Genomic DNA, 20213 nt, shown 5'->3' with positions numbered 1-20213 from the left:
CGCGCGGTCAGCCGCTGCGCGGCGCCATGAAGGACGCGATGCGCGGCTGAACGCGCAAGTCCGTCGGTACATGGTCCGGCCCGATGCGCCGATCGATTTCTTCCTCGAACCAGTAAAGCGCGCGCTCCTGATAGCCGGCCCAGATCGAAGGGATCGTCCCGTTGCGCAGCGATTGCTGGATATTTTCGAACAGGCACAGATCCTCGGACAGAATATGTTCGGTCGCCGCGCGCATCCCCTGCCAGTAGAGCTTGTCCTCTTCGCTGTCGGTCGCCCATCCCATCTGGCGCACTTCCATGACAGACCGGTCGGACCCCATCGGCCAGAAGCATTGCAGGTTGAATCCCACCGGATCGAGCGAGAAAAATGTGTTGGGAAAGGTCGGCAGCGCAACCGTATTTTCGAGGAAAACCGGCGCGATGTCGTCCGGTTTGACCGGCGGGGTCTTGAACAGCGACTCCCCGCCCTTCTTCCGCGTTCCGAACCGCATATGACCGCCTTCATAAAGCGCGATCACGAAACTGCGCGAATCCAGATGCGGCGCTAATGTCGTGGGATGGACGGTGTTGACATGATAGATCTCAAGGAAATTATGATAGGCAATCTTCCAGTTGCACGCCATTTCGACGAAGAAATGATCCTTCACCACCATGCATTCCAGCGGATATCCTTCCGTCAGCGCCACGAATTCTCCCAGGAAATTCTGCAACGGCTCAGCGTCATCATCGAAATTGATGAAGATGAAGCCGCGATAGGTATCGCACTTCACTTCGATCAGACCGTTTTCCGCCTTGTCGAGACAAGCGAAATCATGCTGGCTGGGAACCGATTTGAGGGTGCCTTCAAGGTCGTAGCCCCAGGCGTGATAGGGGCAGATGAAGCGCATGGCGCGCCCCTGTGGCTCAAGCAGAAGCGGGGAACCGCGGTGCCGGCAGGCATTGTGAAAGGCCCGGATTCGACCGTCCTTGCCGTGGGAGAGAATGACCGAGCGGTCCAGATGCTGGAACAGGCGGTAGGAACCGGGTGCCGGCAGGTCGGATGCAATGCCGGCCAGCAGCCAGGTGCGATTCCAAAGCCTTTCTTTTTCCAGCGCTTCGAAACGCGGGTCGGTGTAGCGGCCGGCTGGAATCGGAGGAAGGGCCGGAAAATCGCTGGGATGCTCGGATCGCTTCAACTGCTCCTCCATCGTCCGGTTGAGCAATTCCAACGCAGCTTCACGCATAGCTCTCTCCTGTAAAAGCCCGCAGGCTCCGTTTCAATCAGACTGGCCACATCACGGTTCAAGGAACCTGCAATTGGATAGGGTCATCACTGTCATAGTCCCGGCAAGCTGATAGCCCTCTGCTCCGATGAGTATGCTTATGGCCTTGAAACATCCTACATCCACGGACGGAATCACCGTCGATTATATCAATCAGCTACTGGCCACGGCGGGCACGGGCGCAACCGTCACCGACATGCGCATCATCGACGCCAAAACCTATGGCGAGCAGATGGTGTCGACGGCGGGGCGCGTGGCAATCGAGGTCGATTATAGCGATGACACGGCCCCTGACCTGCCCAACCGCCTGGTGCTCAAGCTGACCCGGGCGGTCGATGAGATCATGGCCCCCTTCTACGCCAATGAAGTGGCCTTCTACCGGGGCATTCGGCCGGAACTCGCGATCGAGGCGCCGCGCTGTTTCGGTGGCGACTTCAATGCCTCCACCACGCATTTCGGGCTGTTGCTCGAAGATCTGGGCGTGCGGGGCGCGACCTTCCCCAATACCACCATGCGGACCGGGCCGGACGATGTGCGGGCCTTGCTGGATCAGCTGGCCCGGCTGCACGCGCGCTTCTGGGAATCACCCCGCTTCGGCGCGGATCTGGCCTGGGTCGAAACCCATGTCGAAGGCGCGGTCGCAACGATGATGAATGAACTCGCGCCCGCCTATATCGCGCATGAGGTCGAGACGGAAAATTTCAAACGGGAAATGGTGCAGCGGCTCCGCACCACGCCCGACAGGCTGCTTGCAGGGGTGCAGGGGGTGCAACGACATCAATCGACCCTGCCTCAGACGCTGCTGCATGGCGACACCCATCTCGGCAACAGCTACCGCCTGCCCGACGGAACGGCGGGCCTGCTCGACTGGCAGCTCATGGTGCGCGGCTACGCGATGCACGACGTCAACTATATCGTGACCACCGGCCTTTCCATTGCGGACCGGCGGGCGCATGAGCGCGATCTTCTGGGCTATTATCTGGATCGCCTGGGGCGGGAAGGCGTCGCACGCCCTCCTGCCTTCGACGATGCCTGGGCTGAATATCGGCGAACCCTGATATGGGGCGTCTATATCGGCTGGCTGACGACCCCCGTCGTCAATTATGGCTGGGAGATCAACGTCATGAACCATCTGCGGCTGACCACCGCCTATGAGGATCTCGAAACCGCAAAGCTTGTCGACGCGCTGTTTTAACGGCGCTGACCGACTATAACTGATTGCTCCCCGATGCGGTAAACAGTCGCTGAAAATCGACCATCGTGGGCTGATGCGCGGTAAAACCGCCGTCCACCGGGATCATTGCGCCGTTGATGAAGCGGGACTCGTCCGACGCCAGGAAGGCGACGACATGGGCGATGTCGCGCGGGCTGCCCAGCTCCGGGTTGAGATGATGGTCGAGCAATACATCCTTGACCGCTTGCGGCGTCGTTTCGACGGCCGTCTCGCTGAGGACGAAGCCGATGGCGATGACATTGGAGCGGATGCCCTGCTTGCCATATTGGGTCGCAAGGAAGCGGCTGAGGTTGATGAGCGCCGCCTTGGACGCGCCGTAGGCCGTGAGCGTCATTTCCCCCAGCAGGCCGAAACCGGACGCGGAATGGATGAGCGACCCGCCGCCCCCCGCGATCATAACCGGCAGCGCATGTTTGCACAGCAGCATCGGTCCCCGGGCATTGACGGCAAAGGCCTTGTCCCAGGCGCCGGTGTCGAGATGGACGACATCGCGATCGAGCCGGCGCTGCTCGGTCGTCTGATAGGCGGCATTATTCTGGAGTATGTCGATCCGCCCGTGCCGGCCCGCGATCCGCGCAACCGCAGCGGAAACGCTGTCCTCGTCGGTCAGGTCGAACGTCTCCGCTTCGGCACGGAGATTCTTGGCGCGCAACGAATCCGCCGCCGCCTCCACCCGATCCGCCAATATGTCGGAAAGGATCACGGTCGCCCCCCTCTCGGCCAGCACGGTCGCCACCTCCAGGCCGATGCCCTGCGCCGCGCCCGTCACGATCGCTACGCGACCAACCAAGGATCCCACCATTTCGCTTCCTTCTATCCACGTGACAAACGCTGAGCGCCAACCAGCGATACCTAACCGCCTAGGGCGGATCGAAACAATAGGCGCAGATCTTGTTGCCGTCGGGGTCCAGCAGATAGGCGCCATAGGCGTGGGGCACGGCGCCGCGGGGCCCCGGCGGCCCGGCATCCTCGCCGCCCGCAGCCAGACCAGCGCGATGAAAATCATCGACCGCGCGGCGATCCGGCGCCTTCAATCCCAAAGTCGCACCATTGCCGCATGTCGCCGGGCCCTGAAGCGGGCGCAGGATCAGCAATTCGGGCACCCGTCGCCCATAGCCGACGCCCTGATCCAGAAACGGACCGAGATTGACGATCCCCAGCGGCGCAAGCACCGCATCGAAGAAACGGGCGGACCTTTCCAAGTCGTTGCTGCCAAGGCAGATATGCGTGAAGATGCCCATCCCGCCCTCTATCTGCTCAGTGCGCCCGGCTCATGCCTTCCAGCATATCGGCGACATAGGGCGTATGATGAACGATCCCGCCATCCACGCCGATCACCTGCCCGGTGATGAAGGCCGCGCCATCCGACGCCAGGAACAGCACCGCACCGGCAATATCTTCCGGCACGCTCTCGCGCGGGAGCAGGACATGCCGCTGGATCATGGCGATCTGCTCAGGGGTCATCATCTCCCGGGCCAGCGGGGAGAGCACGAGGCCCGGCGCGACCGCGTTGACCCGGATGTTAAACCGGCCGAACTGCACCGCCGCATTGCGGGTCAGCGCGTTCACGGCTGCCTTGGACGCGGAATAGGACGGATTGTTGATGTCGCCGGTCAGCGCCACCCCGGTCGAGGTGTTGATGATGGAGCCGCCGCCGCCCGCAATCATGTGCGGCGCGACCGCCTTGATCATCAGCATCGTGCCCCGCGCATTGACATGAAAGGCGCGATCCCAGGTCGCGGCGTCGAGATCGAGAAGCGAGCCATCGACCGCCATCTGCTCCAGCCGCGTGTCGGCGGCATTGTTGTGGAGGATGTCGATGCGCTGATGCTGCCGCATCACATCTACGACCAGCGCCGTGATGCTGTCCTCCTGTGCGAGATCGAGGGCCATCCCATGTGCCTGCCCGCCCGAGGCCCGAATAGACTGGGCGACGGCTTGCGCCCGTTCAGCCGCAATATCCGCCAGGATCACCGTCGCGCCGGCCCTTGCCAGGGCCCGTGCGCAGGCCTCCCCGATATTGGCCCCCGATCCGGTGACGATAGCGACCCGTCCCGATAAATCCGTCATGGGCATCTTCTCTCCTGTCTGTCATGGGCGCGGCACCATCGGGCTTCCGCCGCAGCGGGACGCTGCCACGGCAGGTGCCCGGCGATACCTAGACAAAGATAGGTTTGGCGGAATTGATAAGCCGCGCATCTATGGCGCTCCTCAAGCGGAGAGCCCTTTATGAGCGTCACCATCTTTCAACTCGACCGGTCCCGCTCTGAACGTGCGGTCTGGTTGATGGAGGAAGTGGAGTGCCCCTATGACATTCGCTTCTTTGCGCGGCTGGAAATGCTCGCGGCGGAGCCGGCCTACAAGGCTTTGCATCCGCTGGGTTCTTCGCCAGTGATCGAGGCCGACGGACAACGCATCGCCGAAAGCGGGGCGGTCATGGACTATCTCGCCACGACGCAGGGGAACGGTGCGCTCCGCGCCAATCCCGGCGACTCCGACTATGCTGACTATCTTTTCTGGTTCCATTTCGCCGAATCCTCCCTGATGCCCGCGCTGGTGACGGAGATCATGGCAGAACGGGCAGGCATCGCGCAGGATCATCCCTCCCGCGTCGCAGGTCGGGCTCATTCGGCGCGCCTGCTGAAACTTGTCGACGACCGGCTGACGCATGCCCCCTATATGGCGGGCGACCGGTTCACGGCGGCCGACATCATGATGACCTTTCCATTCACCACCACGCGATTGTTCATGTCCGTCGACGTGGAAGGGCATAAGAACATCGCGGCCTATGTCGGGCGGATGACGGCGCGTCCGGCCTATTGCCGGATGCGCGCCATTGTCGACCATCCCCCGATCACCTGACGGATCAGCGCATCGCCAGCTTTTCCGCGCCGCCCGTGCGTACCCGATCTCCCATATGCGCACGGGCACGCTCCTCCTCCGCCAGGCCAACGGCGGTCGGATGCTGGACATCGTCCTTGGTAAGGCGGGGTGTCGCAGGATCCCATTGAGTGATGCGTATCCCATCAGGCTGGAGCAGGCCGTTGGTCGCCAGCAGGGTGTCGGCGCCTCGCCACGCTTCCAGGGCCGCCGCCGGATCGTTGATCCTGTAGATCGCGACATAGCGATGGTCGGGCGTCATCGGGATCATCTGGCCAAAGGTGCGAAAGGTCAGGAAAGCAGCCGATTTGACGCCGGGTCGAACGGCCGCTTCACGAAAATAGTTTTCCGCATAAAATCGTCTGAAATGGTCGTCGCTGTCCGCAGGCGGGTTCAGTTCCTCCAGGATGACGCCGCCGGAATGCCCGACGTCCGGATCATTGTCCTGAAAGAGCAGCGGATAATAATGAAAGTCATAGAGCAGGCTGTCATCAATGGCGTCCGATACCTGCATCCGCGACGTCAGCGCATTGTCCAGATGTTCGCGACTGAAGCGCACCGGATCGAATACGTCGTAGAGGGCGAGATATTGCCAGTCGAAGCCTTCGGGCGGACAGGGTTGCTCCCCGGCAAGCCGGAAACGCTGTGCCGTGACCGATCCCCGGAAACGCAGCGCATCGCGAATATGGATGTTGCTGTACCAATCCTCCATATCGGCCTCCCGGCCCGGAACGGCTTTGGTCAGCACGACCAGCACGGCATCGATCATCGCTTTTGCCTTTCCTCTCCTGATTTCCGTTCTCTCAGCCCTGCCGGACGGGCGGCGCGAAAGGCGTCGGCGCCCCCATCGTCGCCCGATAGGACAGGGGCTGCTTCCCGTCCGTATCCCTGATGCCGTACCGCTCCCCCAGTTCCGCGCCGATCAGCGCCTGGCCCGACAGGGCGGCAAGGTCCGGATCCTGCGCCAGGCGATCGAGGACCAGGCCCGAAAATTCCGGCGTTTCCCAATGGGGCATGGCGGCGCGCAGGTCTTCGGGGATCATGTCGGGCGGCATGGCCTTCACCGCGTCGGTCAGGATGAAGCCCGGCCAGAAAGACACGACGGATACGCCGTGCGGCGCAAGATCGACCGCCATGTCGGCGGTCATCTTGTCCGTTCCCGCCTTGGCCGCGCCATAAGCCGGCCCGTGGAAATAGGATACCGCGCCATAGAAGGAAATGCTGGCGATCAGCCCCCTGCCCGCCGCCACCATCAACGGCGCCGCATGATAGGCCGCGACATAGCTGGAGCGCAGGCCGATGGTGATCATGTCCGCCAACCTGAGCGGCTTTTCCCAGAAGCCGCCCGGCGCGACCAGGTCGAGGCCGTAAACGGCGGCGGCATTGTTGACGAGCAGGTCCAGCCTGCCATCCGTCCGCTCGGCGAGTTGCGCGAACGCTCTTTCGACCGCATCATCATCCCGGTGATCGCACAACAGCGGGATGCCCTTGCCGCCCGACCGTTCGATTTCTTCCACCACCGCGTCAAGCTGCGCCTGGTCGCGTCCGGTGATCGCCACCACATGACCGCGCGAAGCCAGACCCCGCGCCATGCCGCGCCCCAGCCCGCGCGTCGCGCCTGTCACCAGCACTATCTTTTCGCTCATATCCTGCTCCTTTCCTCAATATTGATGTGGCCACGAGGGACGGGGCCTGACCTGTCCAATGGCAGAGGCGCGACCGCCCTTCAGTCGGAGCGCGTCGCCGGCAGGACGACATGGCGCGCCGCCTCGCCCAGCGCGGTGGGTCCGAACAGTTGCAGCCGCCGCCCCTCGATGGTCGCGAGCAGCGCGATGAGCGCGGCGTCCTCCTCCGGTCCCGCTTCGAGGATATACGCTTCCAGCGCCTCGGCGGCGTCAGCCCAGCGGTCGAAGCGGCGGCCAAGAAGCGCGGACACATCGGCGATGTTGCGCGCGACCATGTCCGCCCCATGATCGTCGGCGCGCTGTACCCATTCGATCAGTTCGGCGACCTGCGCCTTGTGCGTCTCCGCCGCCTCCCCCGTCACCGGCAACGCGCCGAGCGTATCGACCAGTTTGGCCAGAAGCGGCGCATTGTCGCCCGTGCGCTGTTCCAGCGGCGGCAGTTCGGGCAACGCATCGCCGGTCAGGTGCGAGAGCGCCAGCAAGATGGAACGGCGCAGCGCAAGATCGAACATCAGATAGACCGAATGCGGATCGCCGGGGGATGGCTTGCCGACCGTCCCTGTGAACTGCATCGTGCCGAGCAGTGAGAATTGCAGCACATGGAAAACCACCGCGTCATGATCGACCGGCTCGCCCGTCGCTTCCTCATAATAGCGGACCAGTTCCGGCAGCGGCGCACCCAGCGGCTCATAGCTGTTGCGCATCCCCATGGTGGCGATGTCGACCAGCGGATCGCCGATCATCGAAAATTCGAAATCGTAGAGCTTGGTCATCGCCCCCTGATCGACCAGATATTGGCCCGAATCGAACTGGATGAAGCTGGCGCGATCGCGGTGCCGCGGTACATTGCGGCGCAGCCAGCCCATGACGAATTCCAGCAACGGCTCGGGTCGACTCTTCGTCCGCCGATAATGCGGCATATAGGCATCCAGACCGACCAGCGCGATCGCCTCTGCGCCCTCGGGCCGATGCACGCCAGCGGCCATAAAGGGTTCGACCGGCAACCGGTGCATCGCGGCGACGGCCTGCATATAAACGCGGCCGATAGCGCTTTTCGTCGCGGCATCGAGCGCCGAGAAATCGCGCGTCCCTTCGATCGCCTCCATCACGATGCAGGGCGGATCGGCGAGATAGCCGTAAATCTCCGGCACCGGAAGCCCCTGGCCGTGCAGCACGGCGATAACATCCGCCTCGCGCTTGAGGTCGGGGAAGATCGATACGTCGCCGCCCCGGTCGCCGCGCAGGTGCAGGCGGCGGACCGTCCCTTCCCTTTCGACGTCGATGAACCAGGACGGGCGCCAGCGGACGAGGCGTTCAAGCCCGACGACCTTGCCGCCGGTCAGTTGCTCGACAAAGGCGGTGATTCGGCCGACCCCGGCATCGTCATAATTGTTGAGCGGCGCGGCAGTCGTCACTGCCCGCTCTCCCCGGCGGAAAAGGCCTCGGCCACGGCGCGGGTGTCCATATATTCCTTGCCGGATACGATCTGCCCGTCCCGGATGATCAGCAGATTATGATAGTCGTTGCGATAGACCCGGTCCGGAAAGACCATCTCGCCCCGGACTTCCACAGCCACCCGATCCCCTTCAGCGGTGATCGCGATCACCTCGGCCGTGCGCTTCTGCGCGCTCAGCAGTCCGCCCTTCACGCTGGCGATGAAGTCGGCCCGGCTCATGTCGCCGTGACCCAATATCCACCACTGGCAATCGGGATGCTGAAGCGCTTCGATCGTCTCGACATCGCCCTCTTCCACGGCCCGCATATAGCGGTGGGCCACTGCCTTGTTCGCCTCGATATCGCTCATCACTCTCTCCGATGCTTCTATGCCGAATTCGCCGACGGTCGTGGCGGACTATTGCCCTTGTGCAGGCGCAACCGCCGTCAGGAACCCTATCCATGGGCGGGTGGCCCTGGCGCGATCGCTCCACAATCTCGCTCGTACAAGAAAGTGGAGGGGGAGAGCGCATGACGACCAAGAGCATGACGATGAAGCTATGTACCTATATGGGCGCAATAGCCGGGACGATGATGTTCGTTGGCATATGGCCGGTCGCGCACATGTTCCCGCCGCTCGACCCGTACATGCCCGCAGCAGAGGTCGCAGCCTATTATCGCAGCCACCAGATCGGCATATTGGCGGGCGCCATCCTGATCGCCTCTTCTTCCGTGCTGTTTTTCCCCTTCCTCGCCGCGATCGCCACCTTCATGAAGAAGATCGAAGGGCCGATTGCGCCCTTGACCTGGGCCTTCGTGATGGTCGTGGCCTTCGGCTTTGTCACCCTATTCTTCGCCGGGTTGATCTTCACGGCGGCCGCCTATCGGCTCGACCGGCCGGACGCCGTCGTCAGCACGCTGAGCGATATCGCCTTTCTGCTGTTCGTCATGCCGGCCGTACCTGCCTTCGTACAGAATCTGCTGACCGGCTTCGTCATTCTGGGCGATCGCCGCGCGCAACCCATCCTGCCGCGCTGGCTGGGCTATATGAACCTGTGGACCGGCGTGCTGCTGCTGCCCGGACTTGCGATCGGCCTGTTCAAGACCGGTCCCTTCGCGTGGAATGGCGCCCTGGCCTTCTGGCTGCCTGCGGTCGTGTTCGGCATCTGGTTCAACCTTATGATTGTCGCCATGCTCGGCGCGATCAAGCGCGACGCGCTGGGTGGCGAATAATGGCGGCGTCGCAAGCGGTTGCCTCGTCTCCGCGCGGCCATGTGCCGGGCGAGGAAGGCGTATGGGTGTTCATCGGCGGCGACCTCATCGTCTTTGCCGTCTTCTTCGTCACCTATGCGCTCGCCCGGCAGCAGGAACTGGCGCTATTCGAAAGTGCGCAGGCGCTGCTCGACCGGCGCCTTGGCCTGCTCAACACGCTGCTGCTGCTGACCAGCAGCCTGTTCGTCGCGCAGGCCGTCGCGGCGGTCCGCCGGGGCGACGACAGGGCGCGCCGGTTGCTGCTAGGCGCGATCCTGCTCGGCAGCGGCTTCGTCATCGTCAAGGCGTTCGAATATTCGGCCAAGATCGCGCAAGGCTTCACGCTCAACAGCAACAGTTTTTCGATTTATTATTATATGTTTACCGGCATCCATCTGGTGCATGTGCTGATCGGGCTAGGCGTGCTGTGCTTCACCTTGTCGCGCTTCGACCGGGCCGGCCGGAGGCAGGGGGGCGTCGCCCTGATCGAGGGAAGCGGCGCCTTCTGGCATCTGGTGGACCTGCTCTGGATCATCCTCTTCGCGCTCCTCTACCTGCTCTAGGAAAGCTGTTTCATGGCCATGATCTGGCGTAGCCGCATCACATGGGTCTGGGCGATGCTGATCGCCGCAACCTTTCTGTCATTCGAAACGATGGCGTTGGGCAATGCCTTTCTGCTTCGCTCCGTGATCCTCGTCATCGCCTTCACGAAAGTTCTGCTCGTCGGCCGCGAGTTCATGGAGTTGCGGCACGCGCCGCGCTGGCTGCTCTGGGGATTCCAGAGCTGGGCGATCCTGACCTGCCTGGTCCTGATCGCCCTGTTCCGCACCTGACGCGATCAGACCGGCACTTCCGTCCCGCCTGCCGCGGCTTCGTCAATGCCCATCTTGCGCGTGAGGTCAGCCATATCGAGATATTCGCGCCAACGCGAAATCAGCCCGGCGTCGTCAAACTCATAGATGGCGACCATCTGGTGCGGACAGGGCCGTCCCATGATGATGGCGGTATCCGACCGCTCCTGCATCACCATCCGGTCGTTGGAGAGGATGTTCACCTCATTGCACTTGTTGTTCGTGGCGAAGGCCATTTGCCGCTCGATCTCAGCGCGCAATGCCGTCTTGCCCTTCACCACGGGACCGCCGGGAACCCAGAGCTGCCATTCGGCGTCCTCCGCCATCATCGACAGGATCTTCTCGACATCGGGCCTGCTGGCATCGCTGCCGTCGCCCCAGGCATCGCAAAATTCCCCGACCTTCCGTTCCAGTTCCACGCTCATCATCCTCTCCTTTTTCTGATTTCATCCTGCCTTATTTTGCCGTTCATCCGGGGGACAAGGCCCGCGTGACGCTGATGAACGGCACGGTGCAGCTCTGACCGCCATCCACCGGATACAACATGCCGTTGACGTAGCGGGATTCGTCGGACGCGAGGAACAGCGCCATGGCGGCAATGTCTTCCGGCTCGCCAATAAATGGCGTGTTGAGCACCTCCAGAAACAGCCGATCCATCTCGGGCGTGGACCATTGCATCTTTGCCGGCGTCTGCGTTGGACCGGGTAAGATCGCATTGCTGCGGATGCTCCGCTTGCCATAGGTGGCGGCGATCGCCTGCACGAACCAGTTGAGCGCAGCTTTGGACGATCCATAGCTATAGGCTGTGATATCCCCGCCCATGGAACTGCCCGATGAGGTGGAGATGATCGACCCTGCGCCGCGCTCCAGCATGTGCGGAATGGCGAGCTTGCTCGCCAGAACGGCGCCCAATACATTCACTCTCAGATTGGCGAGGAAGATGTCGGGATCGAAGGCCAGGAAATCCATGTCGCGCATGGCGTGGTCCTGATTGACGTATAGCGCATTGTTGAACAGCACGTCGATGCGGCCGAAGTCGGCGATCGTCTGGCTGACCATCTTCTCCAGATCGGCCTGTTCGCCGACATCGACGGTCATCGCACGCGCCGATCCGCCGGCGTCGACAACGGCCTGCGCGGTCATCTCGGCGGCTTCGGCGCGAATGTCCGCGACGATCACCGTCGCGCCTTCCCGCGCGAACATCAGCGCGCTGGCGCGTCCGATGCCGCTCCCGCTGCCGGTGATGATGCAGATTTTGTCGGCAAGGCGGGTCATGTGGCGTCCTCTCCCTTATGATTCATTGGCTCTTTGGCGATCCCGCCGCTTCGATAAGCGCCCTTCGCGCTTCAAACCGTCTTCCGGATCGACAGGATCAGGATAAAGGCACGGCTGCGCTGAGGATCGGCCTCGACACGGGTCGCGACCCGCTGCACCAGACTGGCCAACAACGCGTCCCGGTCGCGGGACGCATCGACCCGCGTCAGGAAGTTGGGGCCGTTGGCCGCACCCATCATGGCTGCCCACAGCCGCCCCAGTTCGGCCGCATCGCCGGATAGCTGATAAGCATCCCAATAGGGATCAGGGGACGGGATCGCGGCGAGATGCTCCAGTTCCAGTTCGGGCACCAGGCCGGCATCGAAAGGCGCTTGTATCTGATCGGGCGAACGCCCCGCGGAGGGCGCCGTCATCCTTAGCGTCTCCTCGGCGTTGAGCAGGCCTTCGCCTTCCATGTCGACGATCGACTGCCAGAAATTTCCGGCCATCCATTCGAAGCCGTGGCTGTCGGGTCCCCTGCCCATGAACTGACAGATCAGGCGTCCTCCCGGCCGCAATTCGACAGCGCGCGCCTTCAGGAAGGCCAGCCAATCCTCCGCCAGCACGGCCTCGACGGCGGCACGCGCCTGCGCGGACCGACTGAAGATCGCCCAGCCATGATCCGCGACATCGACCGGATTGCGGCTCATCCAGTGCAGCGCGTTGGAGGACCAGCCCAGGTCGACGCTGCCGGGCGGCAATATCGCATCGAAATAGGATCGGCCGATCACGGATGGAAAGACGCCCTGTCGGCCATTCAGATAGCTGGCCGGATCCCGGTCCAGCAGGCCGAACAGCGAGGTGAAATCGTTCGAGGGCAGATCCGTATGCACGACCTGCACCGGCCGCTGCGCGTCGTGCGCGCGAACCAGATCGATAGCTGTCGCCATCGGCGCCATCGAATTGCGTCCTTGCGACGCGCCATAATCGACAATGGTGACGGGACCGACAGAACCGTCCCCAATGGCCCGCGCCGCTGCCTCCAGCAGGGGAAGCGCGGATTGCAGATTGGCCTGTTGCAGACCCGAATGGCGGTTGTAGAGCCCGTCCCCCGCCATGGCCGCGACAGCGGCGGGATCAGCCATAAAATGTCTCCGCGATGCGCTGCGTGTAGATCGCGCTTTTTTCGGGCGACAGGCCATAATGAGGGATCACCGGCGTAATCGCGTCGGCCAGGGCGGCGCGCCGGGCAACCCGGCTGCGCACCTCATCAACCGTTCCAACCACGGCGATGCTCTCCACCATTTCGTCGGAGCAGGCCGCCGCCATACCCGCCATGTCGCCCTGCGCGAAGGCGGCCTGGATCGCCGATGCCTCGCGGCCGAAACCGATTTCCTCGAAATAGCGCAGATATTGGGGTGACTGGCTGTAATAGGCCACGGTCCCCCGACAATCTTCGATCGCTTCGCGCCTGTCATCCGAAATCGCCGTGAATATCGAGATGTTGAGCGAGAAGTCCTTGCGCGCCCGCCTGGCCCGATCCAGCCCGGCCTTGATTTGAGCGGCCACTTCCCGCTCGATCCAGGCATCGTTCCACAGTGGGTGCCCGAGCAGCCCGTCGGCGATTTCCGCCGCCTGTGCGCAGGCCTTCTGAAACACCGCCGGCAGAACGATGGGAATGTCGCCGCGCACCGGCTTGTGCAGCAGGCGGAAGTGCGAAAGGTCGAGACGATGATAGTCGCCCGCCAGTTCGGTGAGTTCGCCCGTATGCCCGCGTGCGACGATGGCGCGGATCATGCCCACGATCTCACGCATATGGGCGAGCGGCTTGCCATAGGCGCTGCCGAACGATCCCTCGATCTGGCTCTGCGCGCTGGATCCCAGTCCCAGCACCACCCGGCCGTTGCTGATGAGGTCCAGGTCGATGGCGCTGCAGGCGGTTTCCAGCGGACTGCGCACGAACGCCAGCGCGATGCCGGTCCCCAGCTTGATGCGCTGCGTAGCCGGGGCGACGGTAGCCAGCGTCGTAAAGGGCGCGCCGAACATCTGGGGCGCCCACACGCCTTCCACGCCCGCCGCTTCGTAGCTCTGTGCCAGCGCCGACAGATCGGCGCCCGGCATCGGGACGATCTGCGCCCAGACAGCCTTGCGATCGGTCATCCCCATCCCCCTTTAAAAGCCGCTTGTGTCGAAATAGTCACGCCAGGCGACGATATGGGACCCATCCATTTCCAGCGCACCCATCAGCCGCAGCGAGAGCATTTCCTGCCCATCCGGTCCGTAGAAAATATCGCTGCGCTCGGTCAGGACCACGTTGCCAGCGGCCGCCGCATGATGGACCACGACCTCGCAGCGTTCGAAAGGAATCCGGCCCAAAAAGCCCGCGACGAACTGCCTCGCCTGATCGATCCCGACAGTCGTCGCCACGCCGACATTTTCCCAACGCGTATCCGCCGTAAACCGGCGCTCCATGGCGGACAGCATGTCGTCGCGCGAGCCGCTGCTTTCCCGAAAAAACGCCAATGCTTCGTCCAGTGGACCGGGCATGTTACCCCCTGCTCCTGTGTTGCGCGGGCATCATGGCGCGAGGCGGCCCCCTTCTGCCCTGCCGAAAGATAGCCATTGGATTTTGATGGAGGCTTCGGCACGCCATCGGGCGGAAAGGTCATGCTGAGAATAGTATGTCCTCCCCATAACAGTGAATCGAGCGGCCAAATATCGGACGTCGCCTATACTTCCCGGCAAAGCTGAGAGGAGTTTTCACTGATGAGCGCCGTTGACGAATTGATCGCCCTTGCCCGGTCGCCCGATCCGTTCCGTAACGCCCCGGACAATCTGGCCGACCTGCAACTGGAAGCGGCGCGCGAGCGCTTCGCTGAGCGCCGCCAGCAGATCAGGGTGCTCGACAAGCGGGCGAAGGAAGCTGGCATCGGCAGGATCGACAGCCTGGCCGATCTCGTCCCGCTCCTGTTCGCCCACACCAATTATAAGAGCTATCCCGAAGCGTTCGTCGACAATGGCCAGTGGAAGCATATGAACATGTGGCTCGGTACGCTGAGCAGCCATGCCACCGACAATATCGACGTTGCGGACGTGCGCGACATCGACGAATGGCTGGATCGCGCCAGGGCGGCGGGCCACCATGTCTTCGCGTCGAGCGGGACGTCGGGCAAATCCTCTTTCCTAAATCAGTCGACGCAGGACCGCGACCTGTCGCTCGCCGCCTGTCTGGCCGCGGCCGACCTGTCGACACCGGCCTATGCCCCCGATCATGGCCGCTCGGTCTTCACCATGATGCCGCCGCGCGGCACCCATAAGATGATCGAATTCTGCAACGTCCATTTCCCGCGCTGGGCCGCGCCCGGCGAATTTCATCGCCTGAGCGACTGTCCGATGCGCGCCTTCGACGCCATGCGCCCCGCGCAGCTGCGCCGCCTGCTGGCGGCCGGCAAGGTCGGTCCCGGTGAGATCGCCGCCTACGAGGCGGAGATCGAGGCCCGTCAGCAGGCGCGCGCCGGCGAGTTCGACGCCTGGATGGACCTGCTTGTCAGCCGCCGGGATCGCCCGCTCTATATCGGCGTCATGTATGGCGTCGCCTGGCAGATCGTGCAGGCTCTGCGCGCACGCGGGATCGAGGATGGCGATTTCCATCCCGACACGCTGATGAGCTTTGGCGGAGGCACCAAGGGGGCAGCGGTCCCAGCCGACTATAAGGAACAGATTATGGGCTTTTTCGGCGTCACGCCGGACCGCATCACCAGTTCCTATGCCATGGTCGAAATGAGCGGCTTCTGCGCCAAGATCCAGCCGACCGAATCCTATGCAGTGCCGCCATGGATCATCCCCCTCATCCTCGACAAGCCTGGCGAAACGCTGCTGGGCACGACCAAGGATACGGGCCGGGTGGAAGGCCGCATGGCGTTCTTCGACATATTGGCGGACGGCCGGTGGGGCGGCATCATTTCCGGCGACAAGGTGCAGGTGGAATTCGGCTCCGGCCTGGAAGGCGTGAAGACGCCGGTTGTCCATGCCATCGCCCGCTACGCCGATCTGGAGGCGGGCGAGGACAAGCTTAGTTGCGCCGGATCGATCGATTCCTACGTGCGCGGATCGATCACCGCGCCCCAGCCGGTCGCGGCCTGAACGACAGGAGGCAGACATGCTGCATGAAATCATCGCTGATAATGATCGGCTGCTCGTTCCCCATGTGATAAAGGGTGTGGTTCAACTCGACGCCGCCGTGGAGCATCGTTCGCGGGCCAGCGGCTCGACGGTCATGACCCCGTCGATCGATCTGGACTCGCTGATCTGGCAACGCAGCCAGCCCGGTCCCGCCTTCGACACGCAGCTTGCGGAGATCGTGGATTTCCTCGTCGAGGTCGGCAAGGCGCTCGATTTCGACCGGAATATCCATCTTCAGGAGGCCGCGGCCTATAATCTGCGCTGTAACAGCCTGGGCGCGCGCATTCTCGAGAATTGCTACCGCGACATCGCCTGGTTCTTCACCCGCGACGCGGTCGAGGCGGAGGCCGAACAGTCGCTGGGATCGCTTGACCTGCTGGATGGATGGGCGCGACGCGACATTCAGGGCACGGCCTTCGACATCCGCGCCTTCCCGCCGCGTATGGTGCATATTCTGGCCGGCAACGCCCCGATCGTGCCGCCGGTCACGATCGTCCGAGGGGCAATCAGCAAGGGCGTCCACCTGCTGAAAATGCCGTCCAACGACATGTTCACGGCGACCGCCCTGCTGCGGACGATGGCGGATGTCGGCCCCAACCATCCGGTGACGCGGTCCTTTTCCGCCGCTTACTGGCGCGGCGGCGATGCCAGCATCGAAAATCACATCCTGCGCTCGCAATATTTCGACAAGCTCGCCGTCTGGGGCGGCGAGGCGGCGGTGCGCCATGCCATGCAATATGCCGCGCCGGGCTTCGAGATCATGTCCTTCGATCCGAAGGTGTCCATCTCGCTGATCGGTCGCGAAGCCTTTGACGGCGTCCCCCTCGCGACCGTCGCCGAAAGAAGCGCGGCCGACATCATCGCCTTCAACCAGGATGCGTGCAGTTGCGCCCGCTTCCAGTTCATCGAGGGATCGGACGATCAGGTCGACCGCTATTGCGAAGCGCTGGTGGAGGCGATGGGCCAGGACATCCGCTATGGCGCGGGGTCCGACGGCCCGCTGCCGCCCGCCATGCTGATCAAGGAACTGAACATGCTGGGCAATCTGGAGCCCATCTATCGCCTGTTCGGGCGGCCCGACGGCCGGGGCATGGTCATCCGCTCCAGCGAACCGGTGTCGTTCAATCCGGGCGGCAAGCTCGTCAATGTCGTCACCGTCGATCGGCTTGCGGACGCGATCCAGCATGTCACCGTCGCGACCCAGTCGGTCGGCGTCTATCCCCCCTCCCGCATTGCCGAGGTGCGCGACGGGCTTGCCTCGGCGGGCGCCCAGCGCATCGTCGGCCTCGGCAACATCAACACCGGAAAATTCGGCGGCCTGCCGCACGATGGGGGATGGCCCGTGCACAAGATGATGCACTGGGTCGTCACGGAAGCAGCGAAAGATTGAACCAGATCATGACACAGACGACTATTCAGGCGCTGTCGCTCGACAGCTATCGCCTGCTCGGCCGCTCGGGCCTGCGCGTTTCTCCGCTGGCGCTCGGAACCATGACCTTTGGCGAGGAATGGGGCGCTGACGAGCAGGAATCCCGCCGTATCTTCGACAGCTATGTCGACCAGGGCGGCAACTTCATCGACACGGCTGGCTATTATGCCGACGGCGCGTCGGAGATATTGACGGGCAAGTTCGCGGAGGCGAAGCGCGAACGGCTGGTTCTTTCCACCAAATATTCGCTGACCCGCTCAGTCGGCGATCCCAATGCCGCTGGTAACAGCCGCCGAAACATGGTGCAGACGGTGGAAACGAGCCTCAAGCGGCTGAAGACGGATCGGATCGACCTGTTCTTCCTGCATGTCTGGGACGATATGACGCCTGCGGACGAGATTTTGCGCGCGTTCGACGACTTGGTGAGGCAGGGCAAAATCCTCTATCTTGGCCTGTCGGACACTCCCGCCTGGCAGATGGCCCGGTTGCAGACCATGGCGGAATTGCGGGGCTGGAGCCAGTTGGTGGCTTTGCAATCCGAATATAATCTGGTGGAGCGCACGGCCGAGCGTGACCTTATCCCCGCCGCCAAGGCGCTGGGTATCGGCGTCATGCCCTGGTCGCCGCTGGCGAGCGGCATGTTGTCGGGCAAATATGCGACGGGCGGCAGCGCGCATGTGGGCGAAACGGGCGGTCGCGGCTTCCTGCTCGAAGCGGGGGGCCGCGTCGATGCGCGCGTTGTGACCATCGCGGACGCGGTTAAGGCCGTCGCCGACGAGATGGGCGTCACCTCGGCGCAAGTGGCGATCGCCTGGACCCTGGCCAATCCAGCGGTCATATCGCCGCTGGTAGGCGCGCGGACGATGCGGCAATATACGGACAATGTCGCGGCGCTTGGCGTCACGCTGGAGCCCGCGCAACTGGAACGGCTGGATGCGGTGAGCCGCACGCCGCTCGGCTTTCCGCATGATTTCCTTGCCTCACCCTTCATCCGCCATGGACTGACGGGCGGAACGAGTATCCGGCTGCGCGCCTGATCAGGCGGCGCGGATCAGCCTTCCGGGACGCGCGCCGGTGTCGGCGCCGTCCCGCCGGGTGATGACCCCGCTGACCATCGTGGCGCGATAGCCGGTGGCGGGCTGCGCCAGGCGACGCCCGCCGCCGGGCAGGTCATGCACGATATGGGGGGCATGCAGGCGCAGCGCACCATGATCGATCAGGTTGATGTCGGCCTTCAGCCCCGGTTTCAGCCGCCCCCGATCGCGCAGTCCCAGGAAGTCGGCATTGTCGGCGCTCAGCGCCTTCACCGCGGCCGGGATCGTCAGCTGCTCGCCGGCGCGATCGCGGGTCCAGTAGGCCAGCATCGTCGTCGGATAGCTTGCATCGCAAATGATGCCATAATGCGCGCCCCCGTCACCCAGTCCCACGATGCTGTAGGGATCGCGCATCATGGCAAGGGCGGGATCGAGCGACTTTTCCGCATAGTTGGAAAAGGGCATCAGGATCAGCGCATGCCCGTCCTGCTCCAGCATCAGGTCATAGACCAGCTCGACCGGACTGACACCGCGCTGTGTGGCCAGCGCGGCGATGCTCTGCTCGGGCGACGGCTCATAGTCCGGCTCGGCACCGAGAGGATAGATATTGTCCCATGTGCGCAGCAAGCGGTGCAGCGGCGTCGGCGTCTCGTCCGGCTCCTCCGCGATCAGTCGCGCGCGGAAAGCGGGATCGCGCATGATGGCGACCTTTCCCGCCAACTGCCTGTCGGCGATCGCGCGATAGCTCGCACAATGGCTGAACGCGTTGGCCGATGTCGACAGGCCGCACATCGCGCCCATAGGCCGGGGGAAAACCTGCGCCAGCACCGCCGCCGCACCGCTGCGATTATGTTCGGCCAGCGCATCCATGGTCCGCCGCCAGCCCTGCGGATCGGTCGACCATTGGGCCAGCGAATAGGTCAGCGGACGCCCCGAGGCGCTGGTCATGCGCTTCATCAGGTCAAGATCGCTGGCCCAGTCGGCGGTATCGAGATTGGGGATCATCTGCAGCACGCCGCGCCCGGCATCCCCGACCGATCGGGCGATCGCCACCAGTTCGTCGCTGTCCGCCTGGAAGGAGGGGATGAAGGCGCCGTCGCCGCGCCGATGCACCAGCGATCGTGATGTGGCGAAGCCGAGCGCGCCGGCCGCCATCCCTTCCGCCACTAGATCCGCCATCCGCGCGACATCTGCCGCGGTCGCCGGCTCGCGGTCCAGCCCGCGCTGGCCCATTGCATAGACGCGCAGAGGCGAATGGGGAATATAGGCGCCGACATCGGCGTCCCAAGCGCGCGCTTCCAAGGATTTCAGATAGTCCGGGAAGCTTTCCCAGTTCCAGGGCAGCCCCTTGGCCATCACCGCTTCAGGAATGTCCTCCACCCCTTCCATGACATTGACCAGCGCCTCGCGGTCCTCCGGCCGACACGGGGCGAAGCCGACCCCGCAATTGCCGATGACGACAGTGGTGACGCCATGGTCGGCGGACGGCACCAGACTGTCAGACCAGGTGACCTGCCCGTCATAATGGGTATGGACATCGACGAAGCCGGGCGTGACGAGCAGGTCGCGGGCGTCGATCTCCTCGCGACCCCGTACGACATCGGCACCGATCGCCGCGATCCGGCCATCCACGATGGCGATATCCGCCTCGAACGGATCGCCGCCGCATCCGTCGACGATCGTTCCGCCCCGGATCACCAGATCAGCTTCCACCATGT

22 protein-coding genes are annotated in these 20213 nt (G+C 63.5%); 8 read left to right on the top strand and 14 right to left on the bottom strand.

What is annotated here, in order from left to right:
* Positions 1-7: 7 nt before the first annotated feature.
* The gene (locus LL253_RS10520) at positions 8-1222 is read right to left on the bottom strand and encodes an aromatic ring-hydroxylating oxygenase subunit alpha (protein ID WP_062731419.1); all 1215 of its coding nucleotides are present in this window, start codon (positions 1220-1222) and stop codon (positions 8-10) included.
* 139 nt (positions 1223-1361) lie between these two features.
* Here LL253_RS10520 and LL253_RS10515 point away from each other — a divergent pair, with 139 nt between their 5' ends.
* Complete coding sequence (locus tag LL253_RS10515) at positions 1362-2456, top strand: phosphotransferase (protein WP_062731420.1); 1095 nt, start codon at positions 1362-1364, stop codon at positions 2454-2456.
* 13 nt (positions 2457-2469) lie between these two features.
* On the opposite strand, the gene LL253_RS10510 is transcribed toward LL253_RS10515, so the two are convergent.
* Genes LL253_RS10510 through LL253_RS10500 form a run of 3 tightly spaced genes read right to left on the bottom strand, consistent with a single transcriptional unit; the run spans position 2470 to position 4565 of the window.
* Positions 2470-3297: an SDR family NAD(P)-dependent oxidoreductase gene (locus tag LL253_RS10510; protein WP_062731421.1), complete on the bottom strand. Its 828-nt coding sequence runs from the start codon at positions 3295-3297 to the stop codon at positions 2470-2472.
* 58 nt (positions 3298-3355) lie between these two features.
* A complete protein-coding gene (locus LL253_RS10505) occupies positions 3356-3736 on the bottom strand; it encodes a VOC family protein (RefSeq protein ID WP_062731422.1) in 381 nt (126 codons plus the stop codon).
* 16 nt (positions 3737-3752) lie between these two features.
* On the bottom strand, positions 3753-4565 hold the full coding sequence (locus LL253_RS10500) for an SDR family NAD(P)-dependent oxidoreductase (RefSeq protein ID WP_228227152.1): 813 nt from the start codon (positions 4563-4565) through the stop codon (positions 3753-3755).
* Positions 4566-4724: 159 nt separating this feature from the next.
* On the opposite strand from LL253_RS10500, the gene LL253_RS10495 reads away from it, so the two are divergent.
* Positions 4725-5357 carry a glutathione S-transferase family protein gene (locus LL253_RS10495; RefSeq protein WP_009823797.1) on the top strand — a complete coding sequence of 211 codons (633 nt, stop codon included), beginning with the start codon at positions 4725-4727 and terminating at the stop codon, positions 5355-5357.
* A 4-nt stretch (positions 5358-5361) separates the two neighbouring features.
* Here the strand turns inward: LL253_RS10495 and LL253_RS10490 are convergent, their stop codons facing one another.
* From LL253_RS10490 to LL253_RS10475, 4 genes are all read right to left on the bottom strand, one after another.
* Complete coding sequence (locus tag LL253_RS10490) at positions 5362-6144, bottom strand: hypothetical protein (protein WP_062731424.1); 783 nt, start codon at positions 6142-6144, stop codon at positions 5362-5364.
* Positions 6145-6178: 34 nt separating this feature from the next.
* A complete protein-coding gene (locus LL253_RS10485) occupies positions 6179-7021 on the bottom strand; it encodes a dehydrogenase/reductase SDR family member 1 (protein ID WP_062731425.1) in 843 nt (280 codons plus the stop codon).
* 80 nt (positions 7022-7101) lie between these two features.
* Positions 7102-8475, bottom strand: a complete 1374-nt coding sequence (locus LL253_RS10480; protein ID WP_062731426.1) for a phosphotransferase — start codon at positions 8473-8475, stop codon at positions 7102-7104.
* Positions 8472-8864, bottom strand: a complete 393-nt coding sequence (locus tag LL253_RS10475) for a nuclear transport factor 2 family protein (RefSeq protein WP_062731427.1) — start codon at positions 8862-8864, stop codon at positions 8472-8474. The genes LL253_RS10480 and LL253_RS10475 overlap by 4 nt, the downstream gene beginning before the upstream one ends.
* 161 nt (positions 8865-9025) lie before the next feature.
* On the opposite strand from LL253_RS10475, the gene LL253_RS10470 reads away from it, so the two are divergent.
* The 3 genes from LL253_RS10470 to LL253_RS10460 are packed head-to-tail and all read left to right on the top strand — an operon-like array spanning position 9026 to position 10578.
* Positions 9026-9727, top strand: a complete 702-nt coding sequence (locus tag LL253_RS10470; RefSeq protein ID WP_062731428.1) for a hypothetical protein — start codon at positions 9026-9028, stop codon at positions 9725-9727.
* Positions 9727-10308, top strand: coding sequence for a cytochrome c oxidase subunit 3 (locus LL253_RS10465; protein ID WP_062731429.1), 582 nt, complete (start codon positions 9727-9729; stop codon positions 10306-10308). Before LL253_RS10470 ends, LL253_RS10465 begins: the two co-directional genes overlap by 1 nt.
* A gap of 12 nt (positions 10309-10320) precedes the next feature.
* Positions 10321-10578 carry a cytochrome C oxidase subunit IV family protein gene (locus tag LL253_RS10460; RefSeq protein WP_017183047.1) on the top strand — a complete coding sequence of 86 codons (258 nt, stop codon included), beginning with the start codon at positions 10321-10323 and terminating at the stop codon, positions 10576-10578.
* A 5-nt stretch (positions 10579-10583) separates the two neighbouring features.
* Here LL253_RS10460 and LL253_RS10455 read toward each other — a convergent pair whose 3' ends face one another.
* The 5 genes from LL253_RS10455 to LL253_RS10435 all read right to left on the bottom strand — a co-directional run bounded on the left by LL253_RS10455 (position 10584) and on the right by LL253_RS10435 (position 14397).
* Complete coding sequence (locus tag LL253_RS10455; protein ID WP_037544051.1) at positions 10584-11021, bottom strand: nuclear transport factor 2 family protein; 438 nt, start codon at positions 11019-11021, stop codon at positions 10584-10586.
* Between the two features lie 43 nt (positions 11022-11064).
* Positions 11065-11871 (bottom strand): SDR family NAD(P)-dependent oxidoreductase, encoded by an 807-nt coding sequence (locus tag LL253_RS10450; RefSeq protein ID WP_062731430.1) that lies wholly within the window; start codon positions 11869-11871, stop codon positions 11065-11067.
* A 71-nt stretch (positions 11872-11942) separates the two neighbouring features.
* Complete coding sequence (locus tag LL253_RS10445) at positions 11943-12995, bottom strand: class I SAM-dependent methyltransferase (RefSeq protein WP_062731431.1); 1053 nt, start codon at positions 12993-12995, stop codon at positions 11943-11945.
* Positions 12988-14010: an LLM class flavin-dependent oxidoreductase gene (locus LL253_RS10440; RefSeq protein ID WP_037543856.1), complete on the bottom strand. Its 1023-nt coding sequence runs from the start codon at positions 14008-14010 to the stop codon at positions 12988-12990. Before LL253_RS10440 ends, LL253_RS10445 begins: the two co-directional genes overlap by 8 nt.
* A gap of 12 nt (positions 14011-14022) precedes the next feature.
* Positions 14023-14397 (bottom strand): limonene-1,2-epoxide hydrolase family protein, encoded by a 375-nt coding sequence (locus LL253_RS10435; RefSeq protein WP_228227151.1) that lies wholly within the window; start codon positions 14395-14397, stop codon positions 14023-14025.
* 219 nt (positions 14398-14616) lie between these two features.
* Between LL253_RS10435 and LL253_RS10430 the strand changes: the two genes are divergently transcribed.
* The 3 genes from LL253_RS10430 to LL253_RS10420 are packed head-to-tail and all read left to right on the top strand — an operon-like array spanning position 14617 to position 18498.
* Positions 14617-15993, top strand: coding sequence for a hypothetical protein (locus LL253_RS10430; RefSeq protein WP_062731432.1), 1377 nt, complete (start codon positions 14617-14619; stop codon positions 15991-15993).
* Between the two features lie 16 nt (positions 15994-16009).
* Positions 16010-17422 carry an acyl-CoA reductase gene (locus LL253_RS10425; RefSeq protein ID WP_062731433.1) on the top strand — a complete coding sequence of 471 codons (1413 nt, stop codon included), beginning with the start codon at positions 16010-16012 and terminating at the stop codon, positions 17420-17422.
* A complete protein-coding gene (locus LL253_RS10420; protein ID WP_062731434.1) occupies positions 17419-18498 on the top strand; it encodes an aldo/keto reductase in 1080 nt (359 codons plus the stop codon). The genes LL253_RS10425 and LL253_RS10420 overlap by 4 nt, the downstream gene beginning before the upstream one ends.
* Here LL253_RS10420 and LL253_RS10415 read toward each other — a convergent pair whose 3' ends face one another.
* On the bottom strand, positions 18499-20211 hold the full coding sequence (locus tag LL253_RS10415) for an N-acyl-D-amino-acid deacylase family protein (protein ID WP_062731435.1): 1713 nt from the start codon (positions 20209-20211) through the stop codon (positions 18499-18501).
* Between the last annotated feature and the right edge of the window lie 2 nt (positions 20212-20213).

It is taken from the genome of Sphingobium soli (assembly GCF_020782245.1).
GTDB lineage: Bacteria > Pseudomonadota > Alphaproteobacteria > Sphingomonadales > Sphingomonadaceae > Sphingobium > Sphingobium soli.
Note: the sequence above shows the minus strand (reverse complement) of the source record. Positions and strands in the feature narration are given on the sequence as shown.

Coding starts and splice junctions, on each gene's coding strand:
- LL253_RS10520 (WP_062731419.1), bottom strand. CDS start 1,222: ATGCGTGAAGCTGCGTTGGAATTGCTCAACCGGACGATGGAGGAGCAG.
- LL253_RS10515 (WP_062731420.1), top strand. CDS start 1,362: ATGGCCTTGAAACATCCTACATCCACGGACGGAATCACCGTCGATTAT.
- LL253_RS10510 (WP_062731421.1), bottom strand. CDS start 3,297: ATGGTGGGATCCTTGGTTGGTCGCGTAGCGATCGTGACGGGCGCGGCG.
- LL253_RS10505 (WP_062731422.1), bottom strand. CDS start 3,736: ATGGGCATCTTCACGCATATCTGCCTTGGCAGCAACGACTTGGAAAGG.
- LL253_RS10500 (WP_228227152.1), bottom strand. CDS start 4,565: ATGACGGATTTATCGGGACGGGTCGCTATCGTCACCGGATCGGGGGCC.
- LL253_RS10495 (WP_009823797.1), top strand. CDS start 4,725: ATGAGCGTCACCATCTTTCAACTCGACCGGTCCCGCTCTGAACGTGCG.
- LL253_RS10490 (WP_062731424.1), bottom strand. CDS start 6,144: ATGATCGATGCCGTGCTGGTCGTGCTGACCAAAGCCGTTCCGGGCCGG.
- LL253_RS10485 (WP_062731425.1), bottom strand. CDS start 7,021: ATGAGCGAAAAGATAGTGCTGGTGACAGGCGCGACGCGCGGGCTGGGG.
- LL253_RS10475 (WP_062731427.1), bottom strand. CDS start 8,864: ATGAGCGATATCGAGGCGAACAAGGCAGTGGCCCACCGCTATATGCGG.
- LL253_RS10470 (WP_062731428.1), top strand. CDS start 9,026: ATGACGACCAAGAGCATGACGATGAAGCTATGTACCTATATGGGCGCA.
- LL253_RS10465 (WP_062731429.1), top strand. CDS start 9,727: ATGGCGGCGTCGCAAGCGGTTGCCTCGTCTCCGCGCGGCCATGTGCCG.
- LL253_RS10460 (WP_017183047.1), top strand. CDS start 10,321: ATGGCCATGATCTGGCGTAGCCGCATCACATGGGTCTGGGCGATGCTG.
- LL253_RS10455 (WP_037544051.1), bottom strand. CDS start 11,021: ATGAGCGTGGAACTGGAACGGAAGGTCGGGGAATTTTGCGATGCCTGG.
- LL253_RS10450 (WP_062731430.1), bottom strand. CDS start 11,871: ATGACCCGCCTTGCCGACAAAATCTGCATCATCACCGGCAGCGGGAGC.
- LL253_RS10445 (WP_062731431.1), bottom strand. CDS start 12,995: ATGGCTGATCCCGCCGCTGTCGCGGCCATGGCGGGGGACGGGCTCTAC.
- LL253_RS10440 (WP_037543856.1), bottom strand. CDS start 14,010: ATGACCGATCGCAAGGCTGTCTGGGCGCAGATCGTCCCGATGCCGGGC.
- LL253_RS10435 (WP_228227151.1), bottom strand. CDS start 14,397: ATGCCCGGTCCACTGGACGAAGCATTGGCGTTTTTTCGGGAAAGCAGC.
- LL253_RS10430 (WP_062731432.1), top strand. CDS start 14,617: ATGAGCGCCGTTGACGAATTGATCGCCCTTGCCCGGTCGCCCGATCCG.
- LL253_RS10425 (WP_062731433.1), top strand. CDS start 16,010: ATGCTGCATGAAATCATCGCTGATAATGATCGGCTGCTCGTTCCCCAT.
- LL253_RS10415 (WP_062731435.1), bottom strand. CDS start 20,211: ATGGTGGAAGCTGATCTGGTGATCCGGGGCGGAACGATCGTCGACGGA.